Origin of the sequence: Corynebacterium sp. KPL2861 (assembly GCF_040225475.1) — a bacterium.
GTDB lineage: Bacteria > Actinomycetota > Actinomycetes > Mycobacteriales > Mycobacteriaceae > Corynebacterium.
The window spans coordinates 32,036-55,762 of record NZ_JBEHFW010000009.1 but is presented as its reverse complement, the minus strand read 5'-3'; the positions used below and the strand labels follow the sequence as shown (position 1 = coordinate 55,762).

General features: G+C 60.0%; 21 protein-coding genes and 4 tRNA genes. 18 read left to right on the top strand and 7 right to left on the bottom strand.

The features are described from left to right. Nucleotides 1-45: 45 nt before the first annotated feature. The 6 genes from ABRP84_RS08505 (at nt 46) to ABRP84_RS08480 (ending at nt 7,444) form a co-directional block, all read left to right on the top strand. Nucleotides 46-2,460, top strand: a complete 2,415-nt coding sequence (locus ABRP84_RS08505; RefSeq protein WP_349853337.1) for an excinuclease ABC subunit UvrA — start codon at nt 46-48, stop codon at nt 2,458-2,460. 76 nt (nt 2,461-2,536) lie between these two features. After that, the gene (locus tag ABRP84_RS08500; protein WP_349853336.1) at nt 2,537-3,286 is read left to right on the top strand and encodes a hypothetical protein; all 750 of its coding nucleotides are present in this window, start codon (nt 2,537-2,539) and stop codon (nt 3,284-3,286) included. Between the two features lie 109 nt (nt 3,287-3,395). Beyond that, nucleotides 3,396-5,018: a 2-succinyl-5-enolpyruvyl-6-hydroxy-3-cyclohexene-1-carboxylic-acid synthase gene (menD, locus tag ABRP84_RS08495; protein WP_349853335.1), complete on the top strand. Its 1,623-nt coding sequence runs from the start codon at nt 3,396-3,398 to the stop codon at nt 5,016-5,018. After that, a complete protein-coding gene (locus tag ABRP84_RS08490) occupies nt 5,019-5,468 on the top strand; it encodes a DUF3592 domain-containing protein (RefSeq protein WP_349853334.1) in 450 nt (149 codons plus the stop codon). Nucleotides 5,469-5,528: 60 nt separating this feature from the next. Beyond that, nucleotides 5,529-6,728 (top strand): glycosyltransferase family 4 protein, encoded by a 1,200-nt coding sequence (locus tag ABRP84_RS08485; RefSeq protein WP_349853332.1) that lies wholly within the window; start codon nt 5,529-5,531, stop codon nt 6,726-6,728. Between the two features lie 11 nt (nt 6,729-6,739). Continuing rightward, on the top strand, nt 6,740-7,444 hold the full coding sequence (locus ABRP84_RS08480; protein WP_349853331.1) for a demethylmenaquinone methyltransferase: 705 nt from the start codon (nt 6,740-6,742) through the stop codon (nt 7,442-7,444). 18 nt (nt 7,445-7,462) lie between these two features. Here the strand turns inward: ABRP84_RS08480 and ABRP84_RS08475 are convergent, their stop codons facing one another. Beyond that, nucleotides 7,463-8,731: a geranylgeranyl reductase family protein gene (locus tag ABRP84_RS08475; protein WP_349853330.1), complete on the bottom strand. Its 1,269-nt coding sequence runs from the start codon at nt 8,729-8,731 to the stop codon at nt 7,463-7,465. Nucleotides 8,732-8,829: 98 nt separating this feature from the next. Here ABRP84_RS08475 and ABRP84_RS08470 point away from each other — a divergent pair, with 98 nt between their 5' ends. The 3 genes from ABRP84_RS08470 to ABRP84_RS08460 all read left to right on the top strand — a co-directional run bounded on the left by ABRP84_RS08470 (nt 8,830) and on the right by ABRP84_RS08460 (nt 11,937). Further along, nucleotides 8,830-9,834, top strand: coding sequence for a polyprenyl synthetase family protein (locus ABRP84_RS08470; protein ID WP_005281118.1), 1,005 nt, complete (start codon nt 8,830-8,832; stop codon nt 9,832-9,834). A 109-nt stretch (nt 9,835-9,943) separates the two neighbouring features. Beyond that, nucleotides 9,944-10,025 (top strand) — tRNA-Tyr (locus tag ABRP84_RS08465). A 271-nt stretch (nt 10,026-10,296) separates the two neighbouring features. Beyond that, entirely contained in the window at nt 10,297-11,937 is a 1,641-nt protein-coding gene (locus ABRP84_RS08460; RefSeq protein WP_349853329.1) for a hypothetical protein, read from the top strand. 87 nt (nt 11,938-12,024) lie between these two features. Here ABRP84_RS08460 and ABRP84_RS08455 read toward each other — a convergent pair whose 3' ends face one another. From ABRP84_RS08455 to ABRP84_RS08435, 5 genes are all read right to left on the bottom strand, one after another. Then, entirely contained in the window at nt 12,025-13,602 is a 1,578-nt protein-coding gene (locus tag ABRP84_RS08455; protein WP_349853328.1) for a phospho-sugar mutase, read from the bottom strand. Between the two features lie 3 nt (nt 13,603-13,605). Then, nucleotides 13,606-14,265 (bottom strand): deoxyribose-phosphate aldolase, encoded by a 660-nt coding sequence (gene deoC, locus ABRP84_RS08450; RefSeq protein WP_349853326.1) that lies wholly within the window; start codon nt 14,263-14,265, stop codon nt 13,606-13,608. A gap of 11 nt (nt 14,266-14,276) precedes the next feature. Beyond that, nucleotides 14,277-15,632, bottom strand: a complete 1,356-nt coding sequence (locus ABRP84_RS08445; protein ID WP_349853324.1) for an MFS transporter — start codon at nt 15,630-15,632, stop codon at nt 14,277-14,279. 28 nt (nt 15,633-15,660) lie between these two features. Further along, nucleotides 15,661-16,386: a purine-nucleoside phosphorylase gene (deoD, locus tag ABRP84_RS08440; RefSeq protein ID WP_023025153.1), complete on the bottom strand. Its 726-nt coding sequence runs from the start codon at nt 16,384-16,386 to the stop codon at nt 15,661-15,663. Nucleotides 16,387-16,478: 92 nt separating this feature from the next. Beyond that, a complete protein-coding gene (locus tag ABRP84_RS08435; protein WP_349853322.1) occupies nt 16,479-17,435 on the bottom strand; it encodes a sugar-binding transcriptional regulator in 957 nt (318 codons plus the stop codon). A gap of 175 nt (nt 17,436-17,610) precedes the next feature. Between ABRP84_RS08435 and ABRP84_RS08430 the strand changes: the two genes are divergently transcribed. The 7 genes from ABRP84_RS08430 (at nt 17,611) to rplA (ending at nt 20,958) form a co-directional block, all read left to right on the top strand. Beyond that, nucleotides 17,611-17,686, top strand: a tRNA-Thr gene (locus tag ABRP84_RS08430). Nucleotides 17,687-17,734: 48 nt separating this feature from the next. Next, nucleotides 17,735-17,806, top strand: a tRNA-Met gene (locus ABRP84_RS08425). Nucleotides 17,807-17,943: 137 nt separating this feature from the next. Continuing rightward, nucleotides 17,944-18,016 (top strand) — tRNA-Trp (locus ABRP84_RS08420). A gap of 172 nt (nt 18,017-18,188) precedes the next feature. Beyond that, nucleotides 18,189-18,521, top strand: coding sequence for a preprotein translocase subunit SecE (gene secE / locus ABRP84_RS08415; RefSeq protein WP_284869936.1), 333 nt, complete (start codon nt 18,189-18,191; stop codon nt 18,519-18,521). A gap of 129 nt (nt 18,522-18,650) precedes the next feature. Next, nucleotides 18,651-19,571 carry a transcription termination/antitermination protein NusG gene (gene nusG, locus ABRP84_RS08410; protein WP_023025156.1) on the top strand — a complete coding sequence of 307 codons (921 nt, stop codon included), beginning with the start codon at nt 18,651-18,653 and terminating at the stop codon, nt 19,569-19,571. Nucleotides 19,572-19,741: 170 nt separating this feature from the next. Then, complete coding sequence (gene rplK, locus ABRP84_RS08405; protein ID WP_023016714.1) at nt 19,742-20,185, top strand: 50S ribosomal protein L11; 444 nt, start codon at nt 19,742-19,744, stop codon at nt 20,183-20,185. Nucleotides 20,186-20,253: 68 nt separating this feature from the next. Further along, the gene (gene rplA / locus ABRP84_RS08400) at nt 20,254-20,958 is read left to right on the top strand and encodes a 50S ribosomal protein L1 (protein ID WP_349853320.1); all 705 of its coding nucleotides are present in this window, start codon (nt 20,254-20,256) and stop codon (nt 20,956-20,958) included. Between the two features lie 110 nt (nt 20,959-21,068). Here rplA and ABRP84_RS08395 read toward each other — a convergent pair whose 3' ends face one another. Next, the gene (locus ABRP84_RS08395; protein WP_349853318.1) at nt 21,069-22,409 is read right to left on the bottom strand and encodes a cryptochrome/photolyase family protein; all 1,341 of its coding nucleotides are present in this window, start codon (nt 22,407-22,409) and stop codon (nt 21,069-21,071) included. 286 nt (nt 22,410-22,695) lie between these two features. On the opposite strand from ABRP84_RS08395, the gene rplJ reads away from it, so the two are divergent. Both rplJ and rplL read left to right on the top strand, forming a co-directional pair. Then, nucleotides 22,696-23,217: a 50S ribosomal protein L10 gene (rplJ, locus tag ABRP84_RS08390; protein ID WP_349853317.1), complete on the top strand. Its 522-nt coding sequence runs from the start codon at nt 22,696-22,698 to the stop codon at nt 23,215-23,217. An 88-nt stretch (nt 23,218-23,305) separates the two neighbouring features. Then, nucleotides 23,306-23,695 (top strand): 50S ribosomal protein L7/L12, encoded by a 390-nt coding sequence (gene rplL / locus ABRP84_RS08385; RefSeq protein ID WP_023025160.1) that lies wholly within the window; start codon nt 23,306-23,308, stop codon nt 23,693-23,695. Nucleotides 23,696-23,727 lie beyond the last annotated feature (32 nt).

Sequence of the window (23,727 nt, the reverse complement as noted above, 5' to 3'; positions counted from 1 at the left end):
TGAGGCGTTGCCTTAGGAAGCTGGTGCGCGGGTAAGATCGCGGACATGACAATCAAGGTTCGCGATGCCCACTTATACAACCTGCGCAATGTCGATGTGGATATGCCGCGCGGCCAACTCGTCGCGGTGACGGGAGTCTCCGGTTCCGGAAAGTCCTCCCTGGCCTTTGGCACCATCCACGGGGAAGGGCAGCGCCGCTACCTGGAATCGGTGGCGCCGTTTGCGCGCCGGCTCATTAGCTCCGCGGTGGACCCGCAGGTAAGCCAGGTGGAGGGGCTGCCGCCCACGGTGGCGCTGCAGCAATCCACCTCTGGTGGCGGGGCGCGCTCCACGGTGGGCACGGTCTCCGCGCTATCTAATAGCGTGCGCCTGTTGTACTCGCGCGCCGGGGATAATCCTGAGGGCCTCTACTCGGATGCCTTTTCCCCAAATACCCCAGAGGGCATGTGCCCGCAGTGCCAGGGCGCGGGCGTGGTGCACGAGCCCACCGAGCAATCGATGGTGCCCGATCCCACCTTGTCCATTGAGGAAGGCGCCATTAAGGCCTGGCCCGGTGCGTGGGCCGGGAAGAATTTCCACGATATCCTCATGAACTTAGGCTATGACCTGGATTCGCCCTGGCAAGACCTGCCGCAGGAAGATCGCGACTGGATCCTATTTACCGAAGAACGCCCCGTGGTCACCGTAAAACCGCTGCGTGGTGCGGACCAGATCCAGCGCAATTATGAGGGCACGTGGCGCTCGGTGGCCAGCTACCTCACCAAGACGCTGCAGGAGACCCAATCGGAATCGCTGCGCAAGCGCACGTTGTCCTTCATGGAATCCCGCGAGTGCGATACCTGCCACGGCCGACGGTTGAACCCGCGGGCGCTCAAGGTGACGTATGCGGGAATGAGCATCGACAAGCTGGGTGCCCTGCCACTGGACCGGGTCTATGAGGTACTCAGCGCGCAGGAACCGGAGGAAAACTCCGCTGAGGATCTGCTGCTCAAGCAGGTGCTGCCGGCGCTGACCTCCGCCCAGGAGCTGGGGCTGGCGCACCTGAGCCTAGACCGGCCCACCCAGAGCCTCTCGGCGGGTGAATTGCAGCGCATCCGGCTCGCCGCCCAACTGCGTTCCGGCCTCTTTGGCGTGGCCTATGTGCTCGATGAGCCGTCCGCCGGCCTGCATCCCGATGAGCGCGGGGCGGTGCTGGAGATGTGCCGCCGGTTTATTGACGCAGGCAATTCGGTGCTGCTGGTAGAACACGATATGGATCTGGTGGCCCAGGCGGATTGGCTCGTGGACGTTGGCCCCTACGCCGGTGAGGGCGGCGGCAAGGTGGTTTATTCCGGGCCGGTCGAGGACTACGACGCCGATACCCCCACCGCCCGCGCCTTGGCGCAGCGTGAGCTCGCGCTTGCCGATGCCCCCCGTACCCCCTCCGACCACCTCCGCCTCCGCGGCATTTCCGCGCGCAGTATAGACGGGCTCGATGTGGACTTTGGCTTGGGGCAATTTACCGCTGTGGCCGGGGTTTCGGGCTCCGGTAAGTCGACGCTGGTAAGCACCGTGCTGGCAGAAACCCTCAAGGAATCTGCCACCGCCGTGGCCGATGAGGATAAAGACGATGCGGACGAGGGCGGCCACGAGTTCTCGCTTGCCGGGGTAGAGGGCCTGGATAAGGTCTCCCGTCTGGTGCAGATTTCCCAAAAGCCCATTGGCCGCACCCCGCGTTCCACGCTGGCCACCTATACCGGTCTTTTCGATAACGTACGCAAGCTCTTTGCCTCCACCCCGGAGGCCAAGGAGCGCAAGTGGACGGTCTCGCGCTTTTCTTACAACGTGAAGCAGGGCCAGTGCCCCACCTGTGGTGGCGCCGGAAAAATCGAGGTAGAGCTGGTCTTTTTGCCGGGTTCCTATACCACCTGCCCGCAATGCGGCGGTGCCCGATTCAACGATGAGACCCTCGAGGTGACCTGGCATGGGCGCAGCATCGCAGAGGTGCTGGAGCTTACCGTGGATGAGGCCGCCGAATTCTTTGCCGAGGAACTAAAGATCCACCGCGCCATCGCCACGCTGCAGGCCGTGGGCCTGGGCTACCTCCGCTTGGGACAAGGCGCGCCGGAGCTTTCCGGCGGTGAGGCGCAGCGCATCAAGCTCGCCACGGAGCTGCAACGCTCCCGCAACTCGCGGCGCGGGCACACGGTCTACATGCTGGATGAGCCCACCACCGGCCTGCACCCGGCCGATGTTGCCTTGCTCAATGCGGAGCTGCACAAGCTTGTCAATTCCGGGCATACCGTGATCGTCATCGAACACGATCTCAACGTTCTGGCGAGCGCGGACCGCATCATTGAGATGGGCCCTGGCGCCGGTGCGGACGGCGGGCAGATCATCGCCGATGCCACCCCAAGCCAGCTGGCCGTAGAAGATACCGCGACCGGTCGGGCGCTGCGGGCGCGGCAGCTGCAGGGCTAGCATTCCCCTCGGTTCAACGCTGGCGTCTGGGAGATTCCCTGGGAACTCACAGGAAAATGATGTACAGCTGGTAGGCATGACAAATAATGGCTTTGGTGAAAACGGTTCCAATGGCCGAAAAGGCTCTCATGATGATGGGCGCGGCACTGACGAGACCCGCCAGTGGTCTGGCCCGGCCGAGGATGCCACGCGCCAGATAGGCCGCGTCCCAGATAACGCGGCCGGTAATGCCCGCAGCCAGCACCCACAGCAGTATTTCCCGGGTGCGCAGCAGCCGCAGAATGAGACGCGGCAATTCGACGCGAACGCCGATTACCAGCAGAATTACCAACAAAACTACCAGCAGCCCGGTGGGCAGTATGGCCAGCAGTACGGTCAACAACAGTATGGCCAGCAACAATACGCCCAGCAGCAGTATGAGCCGGTGCCGTCGGACTATGACCCGGACCAGCGTGGCAGGGGAAAGAAAAACGGCGGGATGGCCGGGGTCTTTGCCGCCATCGCCGTGGTTGCCATCCTGGCGGCGGGCGCCCTGTTCTTCTTGTGGCGCAATGCCGCGAGCGATGCCGATAAGCCCGCGCCAGAACCGGTGACGGAAACCACGACCACGCAGGTGCCCACCACGGTGACCGAAACCGAGGATGCGGGCCCAGACATTTCTGAGCGCCTGCGCAATCTGCCGAACCTGCAAGACGATCTCCCCGAAGATATTCCTACCGAGCTGCCACCGGAAATCCAGGACCGCCTGGAAGAAGGCGATGACCTCGACGTGGAGCGCCTCTTGCGGGATCTCTTTGGCAATAGCGGCGACCAGCAGCAGGGCTAACCAGCGGTACCGGATATAGGCAGGGCGGCGGCGCGGCACGGCAAGGCGCGGCGGGATTGCCATTTGCCGATTGCCGGCCGCTGCGGCGCAGTAGGTAAAATCTGGCAGCATGAATGAATCGATGCAGCTGGCTGAACAGGTGGCCGCCCAATTGGCGCGCCACCTTACCGATGTGGTGCTGTGCCCGGGTTCCCGCAACGCACCGCTGTCGCTCGCGCTCCTCGCGCGCGAGGATATCCGGGTGCATACGCGCATTGATGAGCGCGGCGCTGCGTTTACCGCCTTGGGCATGGCGCGCGTGCAGCACCGCCACGTCGGGGTGGTGATGACTTCCGGCACGGCCGTGGCCAATACGCTGCCCGCGGTGGTTGAGGCGCACTATTCGCATACCCCGCTCGCCATAATCAGCGCGGACCGCCCGGAGCGGTTGATCGGCACCGGCGCTTCCCAAACCATCGTGCAAGATGGCATCTTCGGCGTCTATGCGGATACCACCCAGGTCAATGCGGCAGAGGATATCGCCGCTCTTGCGGAGCGGTTTGAGCGCGATCTCCAGGTGCATATCAATATCGCCTTTGACGCGCCGCTAGTAGGAGATAGCCTGCCGGAGCGGGTAGGCGGCGACGGTACCCGCGCGGCCACCCCGCGGTTTTATGACCACGGCGAGGTCGCGGTGGACTTGAGCAAAAATACCCTCGTCATCGCCGGCGATGAGGCCTGGGAGGTTGACGGCTTAGAAGACGTGCCGACCATCGCGGAGCCCTCCGCGCCGGGGCCGTTCCACCCCGTGCACCCGGCCGCGGCGCATATTTTCCGCAAGGCGCAGGTCTCCGCGAATGACTACGTGGTCAATACCAAGGTCGAGCAGGTCATCGTGGTGGGCCATCCCACGCTGCATCGCGGCGTGCTCGCGCTGATGAATGACCCGGATATCGAGCTGGTGGTGCTCTCGCGCACGGCGGATTTTACCAACCAGCGCGGGGATAACGCGCGCCTTGGCACCACCGTCAAGACCATAGGGGAGCCAAGCCGCGAGTGGCTCAAGATTTGCCAGGGCGCGACCGACATGGCCGGCGAAGCCGTGCGCACAACCCTGGAGGATGAAGAACTCGGGTTCACCGGCCTGCACGTAGCGGCGGCGGTAGGCGATACGCTCGCGGTCAATGACACGGTGATACTCGGCGCCTCGAATCCGGTGCGCGATGCCTCCCTCATCGGTATGCCCTTCGATGGCGTGGATACCTACGCCCCGCGCGGGGTGGCCGGCATCGATGGCACCGTCTCCCAAGCCATCGGCGTCGCCCTGGCCACGCAATCGCTGGATCCCACCAATTGGCGCGCCCCACGCGTGATGGCCCTGGTAGGGGATGTGACCTTTTTGCACGATGCCAATGGGCTGCTGATCCCGGAGGACCAGCCGCGGCCAGAGAACCTCACCATCGTGGTGGCCAATGACAATGGCGGCGGCATCTTCGAGACCCTGGAGCAAGGCGCGCCCGCGCTTCGCGATGCCTTCGAGCCGGCCTTTGGCACGCCGCATGGGGTGGGCATCGGCAAGCTGGCTGAGGCGTATGGCGCCGACTACCGCTTGGTGACCACCCCGCAGGAGCTGCTGGATACCCTGGCAGAGCTCAAGGAATACTCCACGGGCATCACTATCGTGGAGGCGCAGACCACCCGTGCCACGCGCCGGGCGCTGCAGGATAAGCTCACGCAGAAGGTGGGCCAGTAAGTGGCCCCGCGCTATAGGCCCGCGGTTTTTCGGCGCCGGCTGCACCAGCTTGTGCTGGCCATCTATGTGGCGCTGATCGTGGGGTCGGTGGGCCTGGTGGTAGGGCCCTTCCTCAATGATCGCGCCATTTCCGCGCAGCCTAGCCGGGCCTTGGCAACGGTCAAAGACGTTGGCGTGCTGCGCACCACCGTGGATTTTCAAGATAGCGACGGGATCTATCATTCCCCGCGGCAAGGATTGCTCTACCCCACGGATCTGGGCGAGGGCCAGCAGGTATGGGTGCAGTATGCTGAAGATAACCCGGACCTGGTAAAGGTAGAAGGCCGCGAGTGGACCTTGGCGGTCATACCGGCGCTATCCGTGGCGGTTGTGTCTACGCTTGCCGCCGTGGGTTTGTGGCGGCTTATTACTGTGACCACCCGCCGGGCTGAAAGTCGCGCTGAAAAATAATTTACCTAGATTTTTCATTGGATTCACCAAAGGCCAAGAAAAATAGGCCATTATGGTGGCATGCGAGTTGCAATCGTGGCCGAATCGTTCCTCCCCAATGTCAATGGCGTGACAAACTCGGTGCTGCGCGTTTTGGAGCACCTGCACGAAACCGGACACGATGCGATTGTCATCGCCCCCGGTGCCCGCGAGGGCCAAGAAGAAATCCCCGATTACTTGGGCTTTCCCATCTACCGCGTGCCCACCGTGCGCGTGCCGCTGGTGGATTCGTTGCCGGTGGGCGTGCCGACCACGGCCGTGGATGATGCGCTGCGGAAGTTTAAGCCTGATATTATCCACCTAGCTAGCCCGTTTGTGCTGGGTGCGGCGGGCGCATTTTCGGCCCGCCAACAGCGCATTCCGGCAGTGGCGCTCTACCAAACCGATGTCGCAGGCTTCGCCACCAAGTACCACGCCTCCGCCTTGGCTTACGCCGTGTGGGAGTGGCTGCGCACGATCCACAACTCCTGCCAGATGACCTTGGCGCCATCCTCGCTGACCATCCGGGATTTGGAAAAACACCACATCAAGCACGTGCGCCACTGGGGCCGCGGCGTCAATGCCGAGCTATTCCATCCCGAAAAACGCTCTGCTGTGCTGCGCCGCAGCTGGGATCGGAGCGGAAAGAAAAACATCGTCGGCTTCGTCGGCCGCTTGGCCGCGGAAAAGGGCGTGCACCGCCTGTCCGCCCTCAATGGTCGCGAGGATATTCAGCTGGTCATCGTCGGTGACGGTCCAGAGCGCCCTCTGCTGGAGGCGCAGCTTCCCAGCGCCGTGTTCACCGGCGCGCTCAGCGGTGAGGAACTGGCCCAGGCCTATGCCTCGCTCGATGTATTTGTGCACGCCGGCGAATTTGAAACCTTCTGCCAGTCCATCCAGGAGGCCCAAGCCTCTGGCGTGCCCACCATCGGCCCGCGGGCAGGCGGGCCCGTGGACCTTATCCAGGAAGGCTATAACGGCCTGCTCTTAGACGTGGATAGCTTTGTCGAGGATCTGCCCAATGCCGTCGATGCGCTTTTAAACCCAGAGATCCATGCGGAGTTGCGGGATAATGCCCGCGCCTCCATTTCTTCTAAGACGTGGACCGCGCTGTGCGAGCAGCTGGTGGGCTACTACGAAGAGGTGTTAGAAGATACCCGCCGGGTGCCGCTGACCATTTTGGGGCAGCGCCCGGAGCTACCGCGGTGGGCGGCTCGTGCCCTCGGCGCACGCGTAGCCTAGACTAGGCATTTGTGTCTAAGGCAGATCTGGATAAAAAGCCCTTCGACGTCGCGCGCATGTTTGACGCCGTCGGCGAAAAATACGACCTCACCAATACCATCCTGTCCTTTGGGCAGGACAAGCGCTGGCGCAAGCGCACCCGCGAGCGCCTTAACCTGCAGCCGGGGGAAAAGGTTCTTGACCTCGCGGCCGGAACCGCGGTGTCTACAGAAGAGCTGTCCAAATCCGGCGCGTGGTGCGTAGCCTGCGATTTTTCGCGCGGCATGCTTGCCGCCGGAAGCGAGCGCGACGTGCCCAAGGTGGCCGGCGATGGCATGAAATTGCCCTTTGCGGATAATACGTTTGACGCCGTCACCATCTCCTATGGCCTGCGCAATATCCACGATTACGAGCTGGGGCTGCGGGAAATGGCGCGCGTGACCAAGCCGGGCGGGCGCCTGGCGGTGGCGGAATTTTCCACGCCCATCGTCCCGGTATTCGGCACCGTGTACAAGGAATACCTCATGCGCCTGCTGCCCCCGGTAGCGCGCGTGGTCTCCTCCAACCCGGATGCCTATATTTACCTCGCGGAATCCATCCGCGCTTGGCCTGGACAAGAGGAGTTGGCGGCGGCCATCAACCGCAACGGCTGGACCGACGCGGGCTGGCAAAACCTCACCTTGGGCATCGTTGCCTTGCACTCGGCAACGAAGCCGCTTGCGGATGCCCCGAAGTAAACCCCTCCTGCAGCCCTCCTAGACCGCCGCGGTGGAGGCCCACAGGGGCGTATCGCGCCGGATGGCGCCTACGCTGCGGCCGGCCGTGCGCCACAGGCGGGCGATAAGGTCGCGGTCCTCCTCCGTGATGAGGTTGCCCATGAGGCGGGCTGCGGCGGGCATCAGCAAGCGGCCCACCGGCCCGCGCAGTGCTAATGGGCCCGCCACGGGCAGGAATTGCGGGTAGGTCAACAGGCGGGCGGCGGTGCGCGCAAGCAGGAAGGATTCGCCGTAGTGCTCGCGCAGGGTAGCTGGCCACGCGAGGGTGAAATCCTTCGGCCCGAGCATGCCCACCGCGAGCGCTGCGGTCTCGAGGCCGTAGTCGATGCCCTCGCCGTTTAAAGGATTCACGCAAGCGGCGGCATCGCCAATGAGCATCCAGTTGGCCCCCGCTACATTAGAGACCGCCCCGCCCATGGGCAGCAGGGCAGAGGTGACGTGTTCGATGTCCCCAAGGCCCCACTCCGCGCGCTGCTGGGCGGCGTAGAACTCCAGCAACTTTTTGGTATTAATCTTGGCCGGCCGCTGCGCGGTCGACAGCGCGCCGACGCCGATATTGACCTGCCCAAGCTCTGCACCCAACGGGAAAATCCACCCGTAGCCGGGCTGGACTGCATCATCTTCATCTTTTAATTCCACGTGCGAGTGCATCCATGGCTCGGTTGCTTGAGGGGAGGCGGCATAGGAGCGCGCGGCGATGCCATAGACCTCATCCCGGTGCCAGGTGCGGCCCAGTTGCTTGCCAAAGGTAGAACGCACGCCATCGGCCACGATGAGCCATTTCGGCTGAATAATCAGCTCGCCAATGCGAAACGAGGTCACCCGGTTGCCCTCCATGACTGGGGCGCTCGCGGGGGTACCAGAGATAAGCGTCGCGCCTGCGGCAGTGGCGGCCTCTGCCAACTGGGTATCGAGCCTAAAGCGCGGCAGGGCAGTGCCCACCTGGGAAGGATAGGTCTGCGGCCACGGGGCGGTAACGTTCCCGCCGTAGCCGTGCAGTTTAAGCCCTCGGGTGCGGTAGAAGGCGTTAACGGTGATGCCGAGCTTGTCTAGCTGGTGCATTGCCCGTGGGGTGAGCCCATCGCCGCAGGTTTTATCGCGGGGGAAGGTGGCTGAATCAATGAGGACAGTCTCATAACCAGCGCGGGCGGCGTGGATGGCCGCGGCACTTCCTGCGGGTCCTGCACCGATAATGGCGACTTCGACAGGGCGGGGGGAATCGATCTGTTCCGACATAGGGACTATCATTGCACTAGTTCAACCCCTCAAGTGTGTTAAGGGGGCTGGTTTGGACTACGGTAGATAAACGATTATCTCTGGCTTTTAATTGCAAGGAACGCTATTTAATGACTCACGGCCACTCGCATGCCACTCACGTGGATCTTGGTGATCCACAGCTTAATGAACGCATTGGCGCGGGCATGGAAGCAGTAGAAGAAAAGCTGCGCAGTGAAACTGACCGCGGCCAGGACTTCTTGAAGGACAAGGTAAGCCATCTGTCCAAGGCAGGCGGCAAGCGCTTCCGCCCGATGATGGCACTGCTTGCCTCTGAGTACGGCGCCAAACCGGGCTGTGAAGAGGTTATTAAGTCTGCCACCGTTGTGGAGATGGTGCACGTTGCCACCCTGTACCACGATGATGTGATGGATGAGGCGGACCGCCGCCGCGGCGTGGAATCCGCCAACTCTCGGTGGAATAACTCCGTAGCCATCCTTGCCGGCGATGCCCTCCTCGCGCACGCCTCTCGTCTGATGAGCCAACTAGATACCCATACCGTGGGCCACTTCGCGGATACCTTTGAAGAGCTGGTGACCGGCCAGATGCGCGAGACCATCGGTGCCGGTGAAGCCAACCCCGTGGACCACTACATGGCCGTTATTCAGGAAAAGACCGCGGTGCTTATCGCCTCGGCCGGCTACCTTGGCGCTTACCACTCCGGCGCTTCGGCCGATCACGCTGCGGCCCTGTACCGCATTGGCGGTGCCATCGGCATGATCTTCCAGATCGTGGACGATGTCATCGATATCTTCTCCGATCCGAAGGACTCCGGAAAGACCCCGGGCACGGACCTGCGCGAGGGCGTGTTTACCCTCCCGGTCCTCTACGCCTTGGAAGAGGACGGGGAAGTGGGCGACCAGCTGCGTGAGCTGCTGACAGGCCCCCTAGAAACCGATGCTGAGGTCGAGCGTGCCATCGAGCTCCTGCGCCAGTCTGGCGGCCGTCAGAGGGCGCTAGAGGACATCAACGCCTACCTACGCACTGTAGAAGAACAGCTTTCCGTACTGCCGGAAAATTCCGCTAGCCAAGCGCTGCGCCAGCTCGCGGACTACACCGTTCGCCGCGTGGGCTAGCTGCTTGCCTGCACCCCTCCTACACACCCCATTTCTCCCCGCTGCGCTGGCGATTTGGAGGTAGGTGGGTGCTTCATAGTAAAGTACATACACGCACCACAGAGTGCATGCCAGGTTGCCCGAGCGGCCAAAGGGAGCGGACTGTAAATCCGCCGGCATTGCCTTCAGAAGTTCGAATCTTCTACCTGGCACAACACAGAGCCCCACAAGCACAAGCTTGTGGGGCTTCTTCGCGGTTAGTGCGATGGAGTGCCTCAGCCTTGGCTTAAACGACAAAATGTGTGTTTAGGCCGCGGTTTAAGCCATCCGGGGCAGGTGCACATAAAAAGAGGCGCTCAACCCATAAGAAGGGGAGCGCCTCTGAAGCTAGAATGGGAGTACAGGCAAAAGAATGTCAATGTACAAAGGTAATGACATATCTTTTACGTGATTCCCATTTGCAACTTTTAGGTTAGCACACCGATGATCATCATCAAACCAGAAAAGCTAGAAGGCATAGTGCCTCGTATGCTTGAATTGACCTCCCGCACCACCCCTTGGCACCGGAGGGATTGGCGCGCTGGCACTCTCGAGTTGGTCGATGAGGCCTTAAACGAATCGAGGATCCCTGGGACCAGCTCAGCAGCATTAAAGGAGCTGCGTGGGCATATGCGTAAGGCTCTTGGAAATGATTTGGGAGTATCCTCTATCCAAAAGAACCTTAATAGCATTGTGGATAATATCGGTTCCGCTAGCAATGCGAATAGTCACGATGTCCAGCTAGCTGAGAAGCACGCACAAGATTTGAAGCAGACCTATCTACAAAATTGGGCAGATGTATTCGAGTCTCCAAGTAAAGCTGGAAATCTAGATGTAGAGGGAACTGCGAAGCGTATCGTGTCGCACTTGCTTTACTGTGGCGTGCCTGCACCAAGCATCTATAGCGTTATACATGACTACAAAACTGCGGATGACCACTGCGAATTCTCCACCCTCCTGCGTGAATTAGACAAGAGGATAAAATATAAGGCTAAGAACTTTAGCTTTGCAGTTCCTGTCGACCGCGCTCCTGACTTTCTTCATTCATCTACGCCACCCTCTGAGTGGCTTAGTGCAAAACAACTGAAGCAGTGGAAACACAAGCACGCTCCTCAGGCAAAGACCGAGCGTCATCATGGCGGTTTCATACTTAATGTGCAAGCACGTGACGTAAACGAAGCTGCCAGTCAAGCACAACAATTACTGTCGCAGCTATCTTTTAAGTTTGAATCTGGATCCGAAAACCGGTTCTCCATTCTTCCTGTCATGTGGTCTAAAGAAAAAGGGAACTCCTTTCCCACTCGGCGGGGAATCCAACCTTTGAAACTCCGTGCATTCCAGAGGGCGGACACTCTCCACCATTTGGAAATCGGAAATAAACCCAGAAATATTCTGGCTATTATAGAACCTCTTCAGACGAACAATCCCCACGTGGCTCTTGTCAATGGATGGGTTGCCATCGAATCCCTTTTAGTGGATTCGGGCGAGGATGATCGAATTGGTGCCGAAAGAATGGCGCGCGTAGTCGCGGCGAGTTATTTTCGTACCGAAATGACGTGGTTAGCTAAGAATTATGCAGATCGTTACAAAGGCGAGTGCTCGGTAGCAGCGCAGATCAAAAATGCGGAAGCTAGCATAGAGAGAGCAAAGCTAATGGAGAGTGTAATCCTAGAGCGGAATGATTTTTATCTTCTCGATCCCGTCGATCAACTAGCTATCGGCAAGATGCAAGAAGCTTTTAATAATCCAAGCGAAATCTTCGAACGCACTTCCGGTATTCTGCAAAGGGAATTTCAGCGTCTATACCGGAAGCGAAATTTGATCGTCCACAGCGGACGGGTTGTAGGTAACGGGATCGAATCCGTCGCGGATAAAGTTATCCCACTTTTAGTAAATGGGATCGATCAATTGCTTATCGCGAGCATCCAACATGACCTGGATCCCAAGAATTTAGCAGCGTCAGTTGCCTTTAAATCTCTTCATCTTGGCCAGGCTGGGAACTCGAGAAACTATTCCATACTGGATTTGTTGGAGGTTGACGAGATCATAGGGCCCAACCTGCATAAGCCAGTGCAGCTGCAATGAAAGTCTGCTTTACAGGCTCGCTGCTGTCCAAGTAGTGGAAACAGCGGGCCTCAATAGGTGCACAGGGCATAACCCGGCTTTGAGGGCTTAGAGCCCGAAGTAATCGCGCAGATCGGCCGCGATGGCATCGAGGCGACCGGCGTCGGGGGACTCCAGGTAGCACTTGAGCTTGGGCTCGGTGCCGGAGGGGCGAACGATAACGCGGTCATCGTTATCGGTGAAGAACTTCGAGCCTTGGGCAAACTTTTCCCCCTTGGACACCGGGGAGCCGGCGAGCTCGGTCGGTGGGGTGGTAGAAACTTTTTCCATTGCTTGGGTAATCAGGCTCAGGTCCTCGACGCGGAAGGTCAGCGGCTGCGTGTGCAGGGCGCCGACCGTGGCGTAGATGTCGTCCAAGCGGCCTAGGAGGCTGCTTCCGGCTGCCTTGCATTCGGCGGCGAGGCTGGCGAGCACCACGGAGGTGGAGATGCCGTCCTTGTCGCGCACTGCGTTGGGATCGGGGCAGAAACCAATGGCTTCTTCATAGCCGAAGGCGAGCTCCGGGGTGCGGGCGATCCACTTGAAACCGGTCAGGGTTTCCTCGTGGCCGAGGCCGTAGTGCGCGGCGATGCGCCCGAGCAGGCGGGACGATACGAGGGAGTTGGCGAAGTTGCCGGTAGCGCCGCGGCGGGCGAGATAATCGCCAAGCAAGGCGCCGGTCTCATCGCCACTGAGCTGGCGCCAGGTGCCATCGGTAGGCACGGCGGCGGCGCAGCGATCGGCGTCAGGGTCATAAGCGATAAGGATATCGGCGCCGATTTTCTCGGCATGCTGAATGCCAAGATCCAGCGCGCCGGGCTCCTCCGGGTTGGGGAAGGAGACCGTAGGGAAATCTGGGTCAGGAGCGGCCTGCTCTGACACCAGCGAGACGTTAAAGCCGCAGCGAGACAGCAGTTCCTTGCCCAGTTCGGCACCTACGCCGTGCATGGCGGTCAGCGCGATGGTGATATCGGTATTTTCACCGACCAACGCGGCGGCGCGCTCGAGGTACTCCGCACGGGTATCGACGTCCTCGATGTGATCGGAGGTGAGCGGGATCTCGTCGGCATAGGGGGCTTCAGCAATGGCGGCGGCGATCTCCTTATCGGCTGGGGAGATAAGCTGCACGCCCTCGCCCGGGCCGGTGGCAACGCGGCCGCCCAGGTAGACCTTGTAGCCATTATCGGCAGGCGGGTTGTGGGAGGCGGTGACCATAATGCCGGCATCCGCGCCCAGGGAACGGACCGTGAAAGCGGTCAGTGGGGTAGGGTCCTGCGCGGGCAGGACCAGGGCCTTGCCACCTGCGGCGGAGATGACCTGCGCGGCATCACGCTGGAACTGCGCAGAGCCGTGACGGGCATCGCAGCCAATGACCACGACTGGGGTATCCACCTGCTGCTTGAGCCAGGTGATAAGCCCGTAGGTGGTGCGAATAACCACCGCGCGGTTCATGCGGGATTCGCCCGCGCCCACGGCAGCGCGCAGGCCTGCGGTACCAAAGTTCAGGGGGCCAGCGAAGGCGGCGGCGAGTTCTTCGGAATTATCTTCCTCGATCCACGTCAGCACCTGGCGGGCGGTGTCCGCATCCGGATCGTGTTCGGCCCAGGTGCGGGCGTAGTCGAAATCGAAGCTCGTATCCACAGACATGGCTTAAAGCTCCTCGAGGATCTTGGCGGAGGAGGACAGCCCCAGGCGGCTGGCGCCGGCCTCGATCATGGCGAGGGCATCCTTGGCGGTGCGGATGCCGCCGGAGGCCTTCACACCCAGCTTGTCGCCTACGGTCTCGCGCATGAGCTTTACCGCGTGGGTGGAGGCGCCGCCGGCGGGGTGGAAGCCGGTGGAGGTCTTGACAAAGTCCGCCTGGGCGGCAGCGGAGGCCTGGCAGGCGAGGACGATGGCGGCATCGGAAAGCGCGGCAGACTCGATGATGACCTTGAGCACCTTGCCTGGGATGGCATCGCGCACGGCCTGGATTTCTGCCTGCAGCTCCTCGGCGCGGCCCTCGATGGCCAGCGGGATGTTGATGACCATGTCTACTTCCTCGGCGCCATCGGCAACCGCGCGGGCGGCCTCAGCGGCCTTGATTTCCGGCTTGACGGCGCCGGAGGGAAAGCCCACGACCGTGGCGACATGGAGGGACTCCGGGGTCTCGAGCGGCAGGGCGGAAGGGGAGACGCACACGGCGTAGGTACCAAGCTTGGTGGCCTCTTCTACCAGGGCGCGGAATTGCTCCGGGGTGGCCTCCGGCTTGAGCAGGGTGTGGTCGATATAGGAAGCAACGTCTGAGCGGGTGAGATTCTGGGAAGTCATGATTTTCTCCTTTAGGAAACTGCGGCGGGTTCGTTTTTAGCCATCTTCAGATCCGAAATGATGTACAGCGCGGAACCGAAGAGGGCGATGACGGTGAGAATGAACAGGGTGGTGGTGTAGCTGGTGGACTCCATCAGCTTGGCGGTGTACGCAATGCCCAGTGGGATGGCGATATTGATGGTGAGGTTATAAAAGCCGATGGCGATACCGGACTTGGCCGCGGTGATATTGCGCAGCGCAGTATTGACCAGTGGTGCGTACATCAGGGAAAAGCCGCTGGCAAAGGCAATGATGGTGATAACAAGCACGGCCACGTGAACCTGTGCAAAGAGCGCGGCAATGAATAAGGAACCTGCAACCAAAGCAAAAGCGGTATAGATGGTGGATCGAGACGAGAGCACCGTGCCGATCTTGCCGGACAAAATACCGACGAGCACGGCGCAGGCATAGCCCGGAATGAGCAACAATGAAGCGCGGTCGAGGCTCATGCCATGCATGTCCTGGGCTGCATAGGGAAGCAAGAAGATAAAGCCCAGCTGAGTGGAATAGACAAAGAGCACCATGACGATGGTCCACACGTAGCGTCCGTTGGTGAAGAATTCCGGGGTGACCACGGGGTTCTTTGCGTTCTTGATGTGCACGATGAAAAGGACCAGGCCAATGGCCGCCAAGACGAGCCAGTACCAGACGTAGTCCTGCATAAACAGGATGAGGGCGCTGGCGAAGATGGCGACAAAGAACAAGCCTATTGCGTCCAGGTGGCCCTCCACAGCCTCATCTTCCGGCACATTTTTAATGATGGTCGGAATGGTGAGCAGGAGGATAAGTGGGATGAGGAATATCGCCGTCCAGGACACGTAGGTGGAGATGAACCCGGAGGTCAGCGCACCAATGAGCAGGCCGGCCTGGAAGGCGGCGGTGGAAAAACCGAGGTAGGTCTTTTGATCATCCTCGCTCAAGTGCTTGGTCACGTAGATGACATAAAGCGTCTCAGCGGCGGCCAAACCGGTGGTTTGAATCAAACGCCCGGTCAGTACCATGGCCCATGAACCGGAGAAGATGAAGGCCAGGATGGAACCCACGGCCACAAACCCGATACCGGTAAGCATGAGCTTCCGAATAGAGATGGAGTCCGCCAAGGCGGCGTAGACGACGGCACCGATACCAATAATGACGCCGGCCAGCGAGGCCTGCAGCGAAGCGGTCTTATCGGAGATCTCCAGCGCTTGCGCGATCGGCATGGTCATCGTCTTGAATCCATTGTCAATGATGAGAGAGAAGACGAAGACGAAAAGAAGGATAGGGACGGCCGCCTTGGGGTTAACCTGGGTGCGATCCTCCGGCATGGCCTTAACTTTTTTCAGCATGGAAGTAGTCCTTTGTGGCAGGAGGAGCTTAGTCGACTGCGTTAAGCGGCAAGGCGAGTTTCATCATGGTGTGGAATGCGCTCTGGCGGTCCTCGGCAGAAAGCTGGGTGCCGTTGACCACATTGTCTGAGACGGTGAATAGACCCAAGGCGTCGACGCCGGCCTCGGCGGCGGTGGCATAGAGCGCGGCGGATTCCATCTCCACGCCAAGCACGCCCATGTGTGCCCAGCGGCCGTTGACGGTCTGGTCCATGTGGTAGAACGTGTCGGTGCTTAGGATATTGCCCACGTGAATCGGGGTCTCCTGGCGCTCGGCCTCATCTACCAGCGCCTTGAGCAGCTTCCAGGATGCGGTGGGGGCGTAGGTACCAGGCAGGTCATACTGTGACAGGAAGTTGGAATCGGTAGAAGCAGAAGCTGCCACGATGACGTCGTGCAATTCGATGTCTTCCTGCATAGCACCGATGGAGCCGACGCGGATGAGCTTCTTCGCACCGAACTTATGGATCAATTCCCAGGAGTAGATACCGATAGAGGGAATTCCCATACCCGTGCCCATAACGGAGATGGGCTTGCCGTTGTAGGTGCCGGTAAAGCCCAGCATGTTGCGGATTTCATTGAATTGGACGACATCTTCCAGGAAGGTATCCGCGATGAATTTGGCGCGGAGGGGATCGCCGGGCAGCAAAACGGTCTCTGCGATGGGGGCGCCATGCGGATTGATGTGCGGGGTGGAAATCTCGGTCTGAGACATGGAGTACTCCTCAACGTTGACTGGTGGACTGTGTCACCAGTCAGTTTAGCCCCCGTGGCACCAATGTCAATGAAATAATTAACAAATGTGCATTAATGGTGAGGAAGGCGCCTCTCTGTAGAGTTCACCAGTTTGTGTGCCGTAGTTCGATCCGTGACTAGGTGGGTGGCAAGGCCCATATCCAAAGCGACCTGTAGTGCCTCGGCCTTATGGGCACCGCCGGCTACTAAGACGCGGGTGGGGCGTGTTGTTAAATCGCTCAGGCTAATGCCAACGGTGCGCTCATCCACCGCCTGACTGGCAACATCGCCTTGGGCGGTGAAAAAGCGCGAGCATACATCTCCCACCGCATTGGTGAGCAATTCTTCCTCTTCGCTTTCGGTGAGATATCCTAAGTTAAGCGCGAGCGATTCTTTTTCCATGGCGCCGACGGTAAATACTGCCACGCTTACTGATGCCCCCATCTGCAAAATCTTGGCAATATGCCTATCGCGGGAGACCCATTCCTTGGCTTCAACGGAATCGAAGATGACCGGGAGGGGAAGCAGGTGTGCCTCGGCATTAAAGGCTTGGGTAAACGCCTGCATAGTCTGCAGATCCTTAGTGGAGCGATCCGAGTGGGAATGCCCGCCCTTGAGCTGGATGATGTCCACGCCATCCAGTGGCCGCTTGCGCAAATGGGAGGCCACCGCGGACATGGTTTCGCCCCAGGAAAGGCCCACCGAGGTGTGATCGGTAATGAGTTCTTCCAGTAGGGCGGCGCCGGCGCTGCCTAGATCTGCAAGCAGGGATCCGCCGGGAGGGGTGGCGGTGACGCGGGCATCGGCAAGCGAAAAGCGCTCGCAGAGTGCAGAAACCAGCTCATCGGACTGCTCGCGGGGATCGGTAATACTCATGGTGACAAAGCCGCGCTCGGCGGCATGGGTGAGCAATTTGGAGACCGTCGGCCGGGAAATCCCCAGGTGTGCCGCCACCTCCGCCTGCGAAAACCCGGAGTTGTAGTAGAGCTTCGCGGCGTCGATAGAAAGACAGTCTTTATGATCCAGCATGCCTTTCATTCAAGCACACCGGGCGGGGAGGGCCAGCATCGAATAAGCCCCAGAAATTTCCTCGCTTATGGGGCGCTGACGTGGCGATTTGTGCAAAGTGGAGGTGCCAGGTTACATTATTGAAGTCCGCAACGGAGAGCACAACGAAATATAGATGTGCTTGATGCTGGGATGTGCCCCCTTAGCTCAGTCGGCAGAGCGTTTCCATGGTAAGGAAAAGGTCGACAGTTCGATTCTGTCAGGGGGCTCCATTCATGTCTGGAGGAAATATCTTCCTGCAGGATGAAGGTGTTCACCATGGCGGTGTAGCTCAGTGGTAGAGCAAGCGACTCATAATCGCTGTGTCGCGAGTTCAATTCTCGCCATCGCTACCGGGAAAGAAAAGCGCCATTGCGGCGCTTTTTTACTACCGTGCCTATGGCCTTAGCGGCGTACTGGTTTCCGTGCGGAATTAGGGATCTGGTAAGGTCATCGGCGCGTGGCGCTCAAGCGTCACGGATAACAAAATAGGGGCGTGGCGCAATTGGTAGCGCAACGGTCTCCAAAACCGTAGGTTGCAGGTTCGAGTCCTGTCGCCCCTGCAAGGATCCCCGCCATCTGCTTTCCAGATGGCGGGGATATTTTTGTCACAGCGGCGCGCATCCGCCCCGGCGTGCTTTCCTGCCCGTGCACCTTTTGCTAGGGTTGACAAAGTTATGTCTGGGCGGAATATCGCGCTCGGAAAAAGAATTCATTTCCCAAGGAGGGTTAGCTGTGAGCGATGAGCAGCAGCCGAAGGACTCGGCGGCCCCGCGTCCCACCGGTAAGCGCCAGCTTTCTGGTGCGGCTTCCACGACCTCCACGGACTCGGCGAACAAGAACGTCGTCCGCGTTGAGGATAAAAACCGCACCGACAGCCCGGGTGGCGGCGTCGCCGCATTCCCTGGCGAGGTTGTTTCTGAAATGAAGAAGGTGGTGTGGCCCACCCGTGGAGAGATGCTGCAGTACACCCTCATCACGTTCGCCTTCTTGATCGTCATCACCGCCTTGGTCTGGGGCGTTGACACCCTGGCTGGCCTCGGAGTTGAGAAGATTCTGACCAATTAGTTAGAATAACTCCATAAACTTTTATCCCGCTGTTTCCGCACTCCGGAACGGCGGGATACTTTTTGCCCACGCGCGCCGCGGGTAGGCTGGTTCTACAACACGCGCCGATGACATTTTGGAGTACCACTCATGAGCGACGAGAATAACGTCGAAAACCCAGGAACCTCCCTAGAGGAGGCCATGCAGTCCAACGTGCAAGAGCAGGCGGCAGAGCACGCCAGCGCAGTCGAGGACGCCCAAGAGGAGGCCGCAGCGCCTGCTGAGGCTGGCGCAGGTGACGCAGAAGACGCTGCGCTTGCCGATGCCCCCGCAGCAGAGTCCGAGCCCTCGGCAGAGGCCGAGCCCGCCGCAGAAGAGGACGCTGCAGGGGCTTCCGCCGAAACCGAGGAAGAGGCCGAGGACGCCGCTTACCGCAAGCGCTTGCGTGAATTCACCCGCGAGCTGAAGAAGCAGCCAGGCCAGTGGTACATCATCCAGTGCTACTCCGGTTACGAGAACAAGGTGCGCACCAACCTCGACATGCGTGCGCAGACCCTTGAGGTGGAAGATTCCATCTTCGAGGTCGTCGTCCCCATCGAGCAGATCATGGAAAACAAGGACGGCAAGAAAAAGATTGTCAAGCGCAAGCTGCTGCCGGGCTACGTCCTAGTGCGCGCTGAGCTTAACGATGCCGCCTGGTCGGTCATCCGCGAAACCCCAGGCGTTACCTCCTTCGTGGGCAATGAGGGCAACGCGACGCCGGTGAAGACCCGCGACGTGGCCAAGTTCCTCATGCCGAATGAAGCGCCCGCCACCAAGGGCGAGGCCGCTCCAAACGAGCAAGAGGGCGAGCAGGTCGTTGACTTGCCGGAGAAGGAGGTGGCCAAGAAGTACGCCCACGACTTCGAGGTGGGCGAGGCCGTCACTATCCTGTCCGGCCCGTTGGCTGCCGTGTCCGCCACCATTTCTGAAATCGACCCGGAGACAGGCAAGATGCAGGGCTTGGTCTCCATCTTTGGCCGCGAAACCCCAGTGGAATTGTCGCCGACGGAAATCGAGCGCATTTCTTAAAAATGATTTTGTGCAGGGCGCACGGTGTTCTAGACTGGAACGCCGTGCGCCTTTTCTGTGCGCACGCGTAAATCGTTTCATCCTCCGGTGGCCCACTGAGGTGAGCATCCGGACGGGCCGCGTTATTCATCGTGACGCAGGTCCCGGTACCACAGGAAAGAGGTAATTCGATGGCTCCAAAGAAGAAGGTTTCCGGCTTCATCAAGCTGCAGATCGAGGCTGGCGCCGCTAACCCGGCACCGCCAGTTGGCCCGGCACTGGGTGCCCACGGCGTCAACATCATGGAATTCTGCAAGGCTTATAACGCCGCTACCGAAAACCAGCGTGGCAACGTGGTCCCTGTTGAGATCACCGTCTACGAAGACCGCTCCTTCGACTTCAAGCTGAAGACCCCGCCGGCAGCCAAGCTGCTGCTGAAGGCCGCAGGCGTCCAGAAGGGCTCCGGTGTCCCGCACACCGATAAGGTCGGCACTGTCACCTGGGATCAGTGCAAGGAAATTGCACAGACCAAGTTCGAGGACCTCAACGCCCGCGACATCGAGGCCGGCGCACACATCATCGCTGGTACCGCCCGCTCCATGGGCCTTAACATTGATGGCGCACCGGAGAAGTAAAAACTTTATGTGGTAGGGCCAGCTTCGGCCCGCCAAATACCACGCCAATCCAGAAAAGGAATTGTTAAATGAGCACCAAGTCTAAGGCTTATAAGGCCGCTGCGGAACTGGTAGATAAGTCCCGCCTGTACCGTCCGATCGAGGCTGCAAAGCTGGCCAAGGAGACCTCCTCCAAGAACTTTGACGCCACCGTTGATGTCGTCTTCCGCTTGGGCGTTGACCCACGCAAGGCTGATCAGCTGGTGCGCGGCACCGTGTCCCTGCCTAACGGCACCGGTAAGGACGTTCGCGTCGCCGTCTTCGCTGAGGGCGAGAAGGCAACCGCAGCCCATGAAGCTGGCGCTGACATCGTCGGTACTTCCGAGCTGATCGAGCAGATCAACGAGGGCAACCTGGACTTCGACGTTGCCATCGCTACCCCGGACCAAATGGCCAAGGTTGGCCGCGTCGCCCGCGTCTTGGGCCCACGTGGTCTGATGCCTAACCCGAAGACCGGTACCGTGACCAATGACGTTGCTAAGGCAATTAGCGAGGTTAAGGGCGGTAAGATCTCCTTCCGCGTGGACAAGGCTGCAAACCTGCACGCCATCCTTGGTAAGGCTTCCTTCGATGCTGAGAAGCTCGCTGAGAACTACGGCGCCCTCATGGATGAGATCCAGCGCCTGAAGCCTGCTTCCGCTAAGGGCATCTACATCAAGCGCGCCACCATCTCCACCACCTCCGGCCCAGGCATTCCTGTGGACGGCTCCGTACAGAAGGGCTACACCGACTAAGACGGTGATAGCGCATAGCGCGTGAATGAAGACCCCGAGGATTTTCCTTGGGGTCTTTTGCATCGTTCAACAGGCCTTGCGGTGTGAACGAAAAGTCTAGGTATTGAGCGTTAGTCTGCGCCTTTGACCTCGGCGTAGGCATCTAGGTCCGCCTGGCGCGACTGCCTGAGATCCACGATGGGTGGGGCGGATAGCGTGGGAGCCCAGCGGCGGATATAGGCGCCTTCGGGGTCGAAGCGCTGTGCCTGGGTTTCAGGGTTGAAGATGCGGAAAAAGGGTGCGGCATCATCGCCGCAGCCGGCTACCCATTGCCAGTTAAATGGGTTGGACGCGGCATCGGCATCCACCAGGGTGTCCCAAAACCATTCCTCGCCTAGGCGCCAATGGATTCCCAGGTTCTTGGTGAGAAACGATCCCACCACCATGCGCACGCGATTGTGCATGTATCCGGTTTTCCAGAGTTCGCGCATACCGGCATCGACAAGCGGTATACCCGTTGTCCCGTCCTGCCAATCCCTCAGCCGCGGGTCATCCCAGGACCAGTCGAAGCGGTCGAACTGTTGCCGCACGTTGCGGGTGGCCAGATCGGGCAGGTGGTAGAGCCGGTGCCAGGCAAAGTCGCGCCACAGCAACTCGGAGTGGAACTTCTCCGCGTCGGGTTCCTCGGCGGCGGCCAGCCAAACTTCGCGTGGGGATACCTCGCCAAAGCGCAGGTGCGGCGATAGCAGAGAGGTGGCGTTGTGCGCGGGTATATCGCGTTCTCTGGCATAGTGAGTTAAGTCGAGCTGGGCTAGGCGTTCGCGCGCACCGGCCTCTCCGGGAGTCCAATACTGGGCGAGCGACGCAGCCCACTGCGGTTCATCGGCGCTGGGATCGGGCCAGCTGCTGCTTGCCGATGCCCCCATCTCCCGCCGCGACAGCAATTCCGGCACGGGCAGCGGTTCGTCATCAGCGAGTTGGGACCGCGCGGCGGCCCCAAAGGGAGTAAAGACCTTATAAGGCTTGCCCTGGCCATTAGTGATCTCCCATGGCTCCACGAGCGTGAAACCGGGGTAGGAGGTGGCGTTAATTCCGGAATCTGCGAGCGCTGCTTTTACTGTGGCGTCGACTTCGCGCAGCGGGCCGTGGTAGCGGCGGGTCCAGGTGACGGTATCGGCGCCAATCTCCCGGGCGGTGCGGGGAATGACGGCGCGGGCATCCCCGGTAGCGCGGAGGAGCTTCACCCCGCAGGTTGCGAGGTCCTGCGCAAGGGCATAAAGCGAGCGCTCCCGCCACCAATTGCTGGCACCACCGAGTGGTCGGGTCCCGGGGTAGGCGGGCTCATCGAGAACTATGGCCACTAACTCTGGCTTTGAACCGTCTTTATCATCGGTGGCGGCTTGCGCTGCGCGGGTGAGAGCCTGGTTATCGGATAAGCGCAGGTCATCGCGAAACCACATGAGGGAAGTCATAGTAGATAGCCTACGCGGCTGGGTAATTTGGGAATACGAGGAAAGTACGGTAGTATGGCTTGTGAAGTTTGAACGGCCTTGTGGCCGAGTCAAAGTTCACCGAAGACCGTTGGTCATCCAATAAGGATTGAAAGTTCTCCACCATGGAGGCGGCCCACGCAGGAGACACTTTGCGCATTCCGTGGCATTTCTCATGTCGCACGCCCTGTGCTCTTGCACGGGGCTTTTCTTTTTGGAAGGCCCCGGCGGAAAATAAAAGAGATGTTTTGGAAGGAGGCGAGAGACAATGGCAAACCCAAAGAACACTGCAGACTTGGCAGAGCTGAAGGAGAAGCTGGCCGATTCTAGCTCCGTCGTTTTGACTGAGTACCGCGGCCTGACCGTATCCCAGCTGCAGGAGCTGCGTAACAACCTGGGCTTTGACGTTGACTACTCCGTCGCCAAGAACACCCTCTTCACGATCGCGCCCAACGAACCTGGCATCGAAGGTCTTGATGATTTGCTGACTGGCCCGACCGCAATTGCGTTCATCAAGGGCGAGGCAGTAGATGCTGCGAAGGTCATCACCAAGTTTGCTGATGACAACAAGGCACTCGTCATCAAGGGTGGCTACATGGACGGCGACGCATTGTCTGCGGAGCAGGTTCAGGCCATCGCCAAGCTGGACAACCGCGAGACCACCCTCGCAAAGCTGGCTGGCGCTATGAAGGGTTCTATGGCGAAGGCAGCCGCTGTCTTCAACGCTCCTGCAACCAAGGCGGTTCGCACCGTTGTTGCTCTGCAGGACAAGAAGGAAGCAGAAGCTTAAGTCGTCACAACAGACGCACACATAAAACACCGTGCTTGCTACCTCATCACCGGGGAACAAGCACACAACACAGAAAGGACTTGCCATCATGGCTAAGCTCACCAAGGACGAGCTCATTGAAGCTTTCAAGGAAATGACCCTCATCGAACTGTCTGAGTTCGTTAAGGAATTCGAGGACGTCTTCGACGTTGAGGCTGCTGCACCGGTTGCTGCTGCTGCACCGGGCGCTCCGGCTGAGGGCGGCGCTGCCGCTGCTGAGGAGCAGACCGAGTTCGACGTCGTTCTGACCGACGCTGGCGCTAAGAAGATTGGCGTTATTAAGGCTGTCCGCGAGCTCGTCTCCGGCCTGGGCCTGAAGGAAGCTAAGGAAATGGTTGAGGGTGCACCTAAGGCCATCATCGAAGGCGCTTCCAAGGACGACGCTGAGGCGGCTAAGACCAAGCTGGAAGAGGCTGGCGCTTCCGTCGAGCTCAAGTAATTTTACTGAGCTTCACGCTTTCGAAGCCCCCA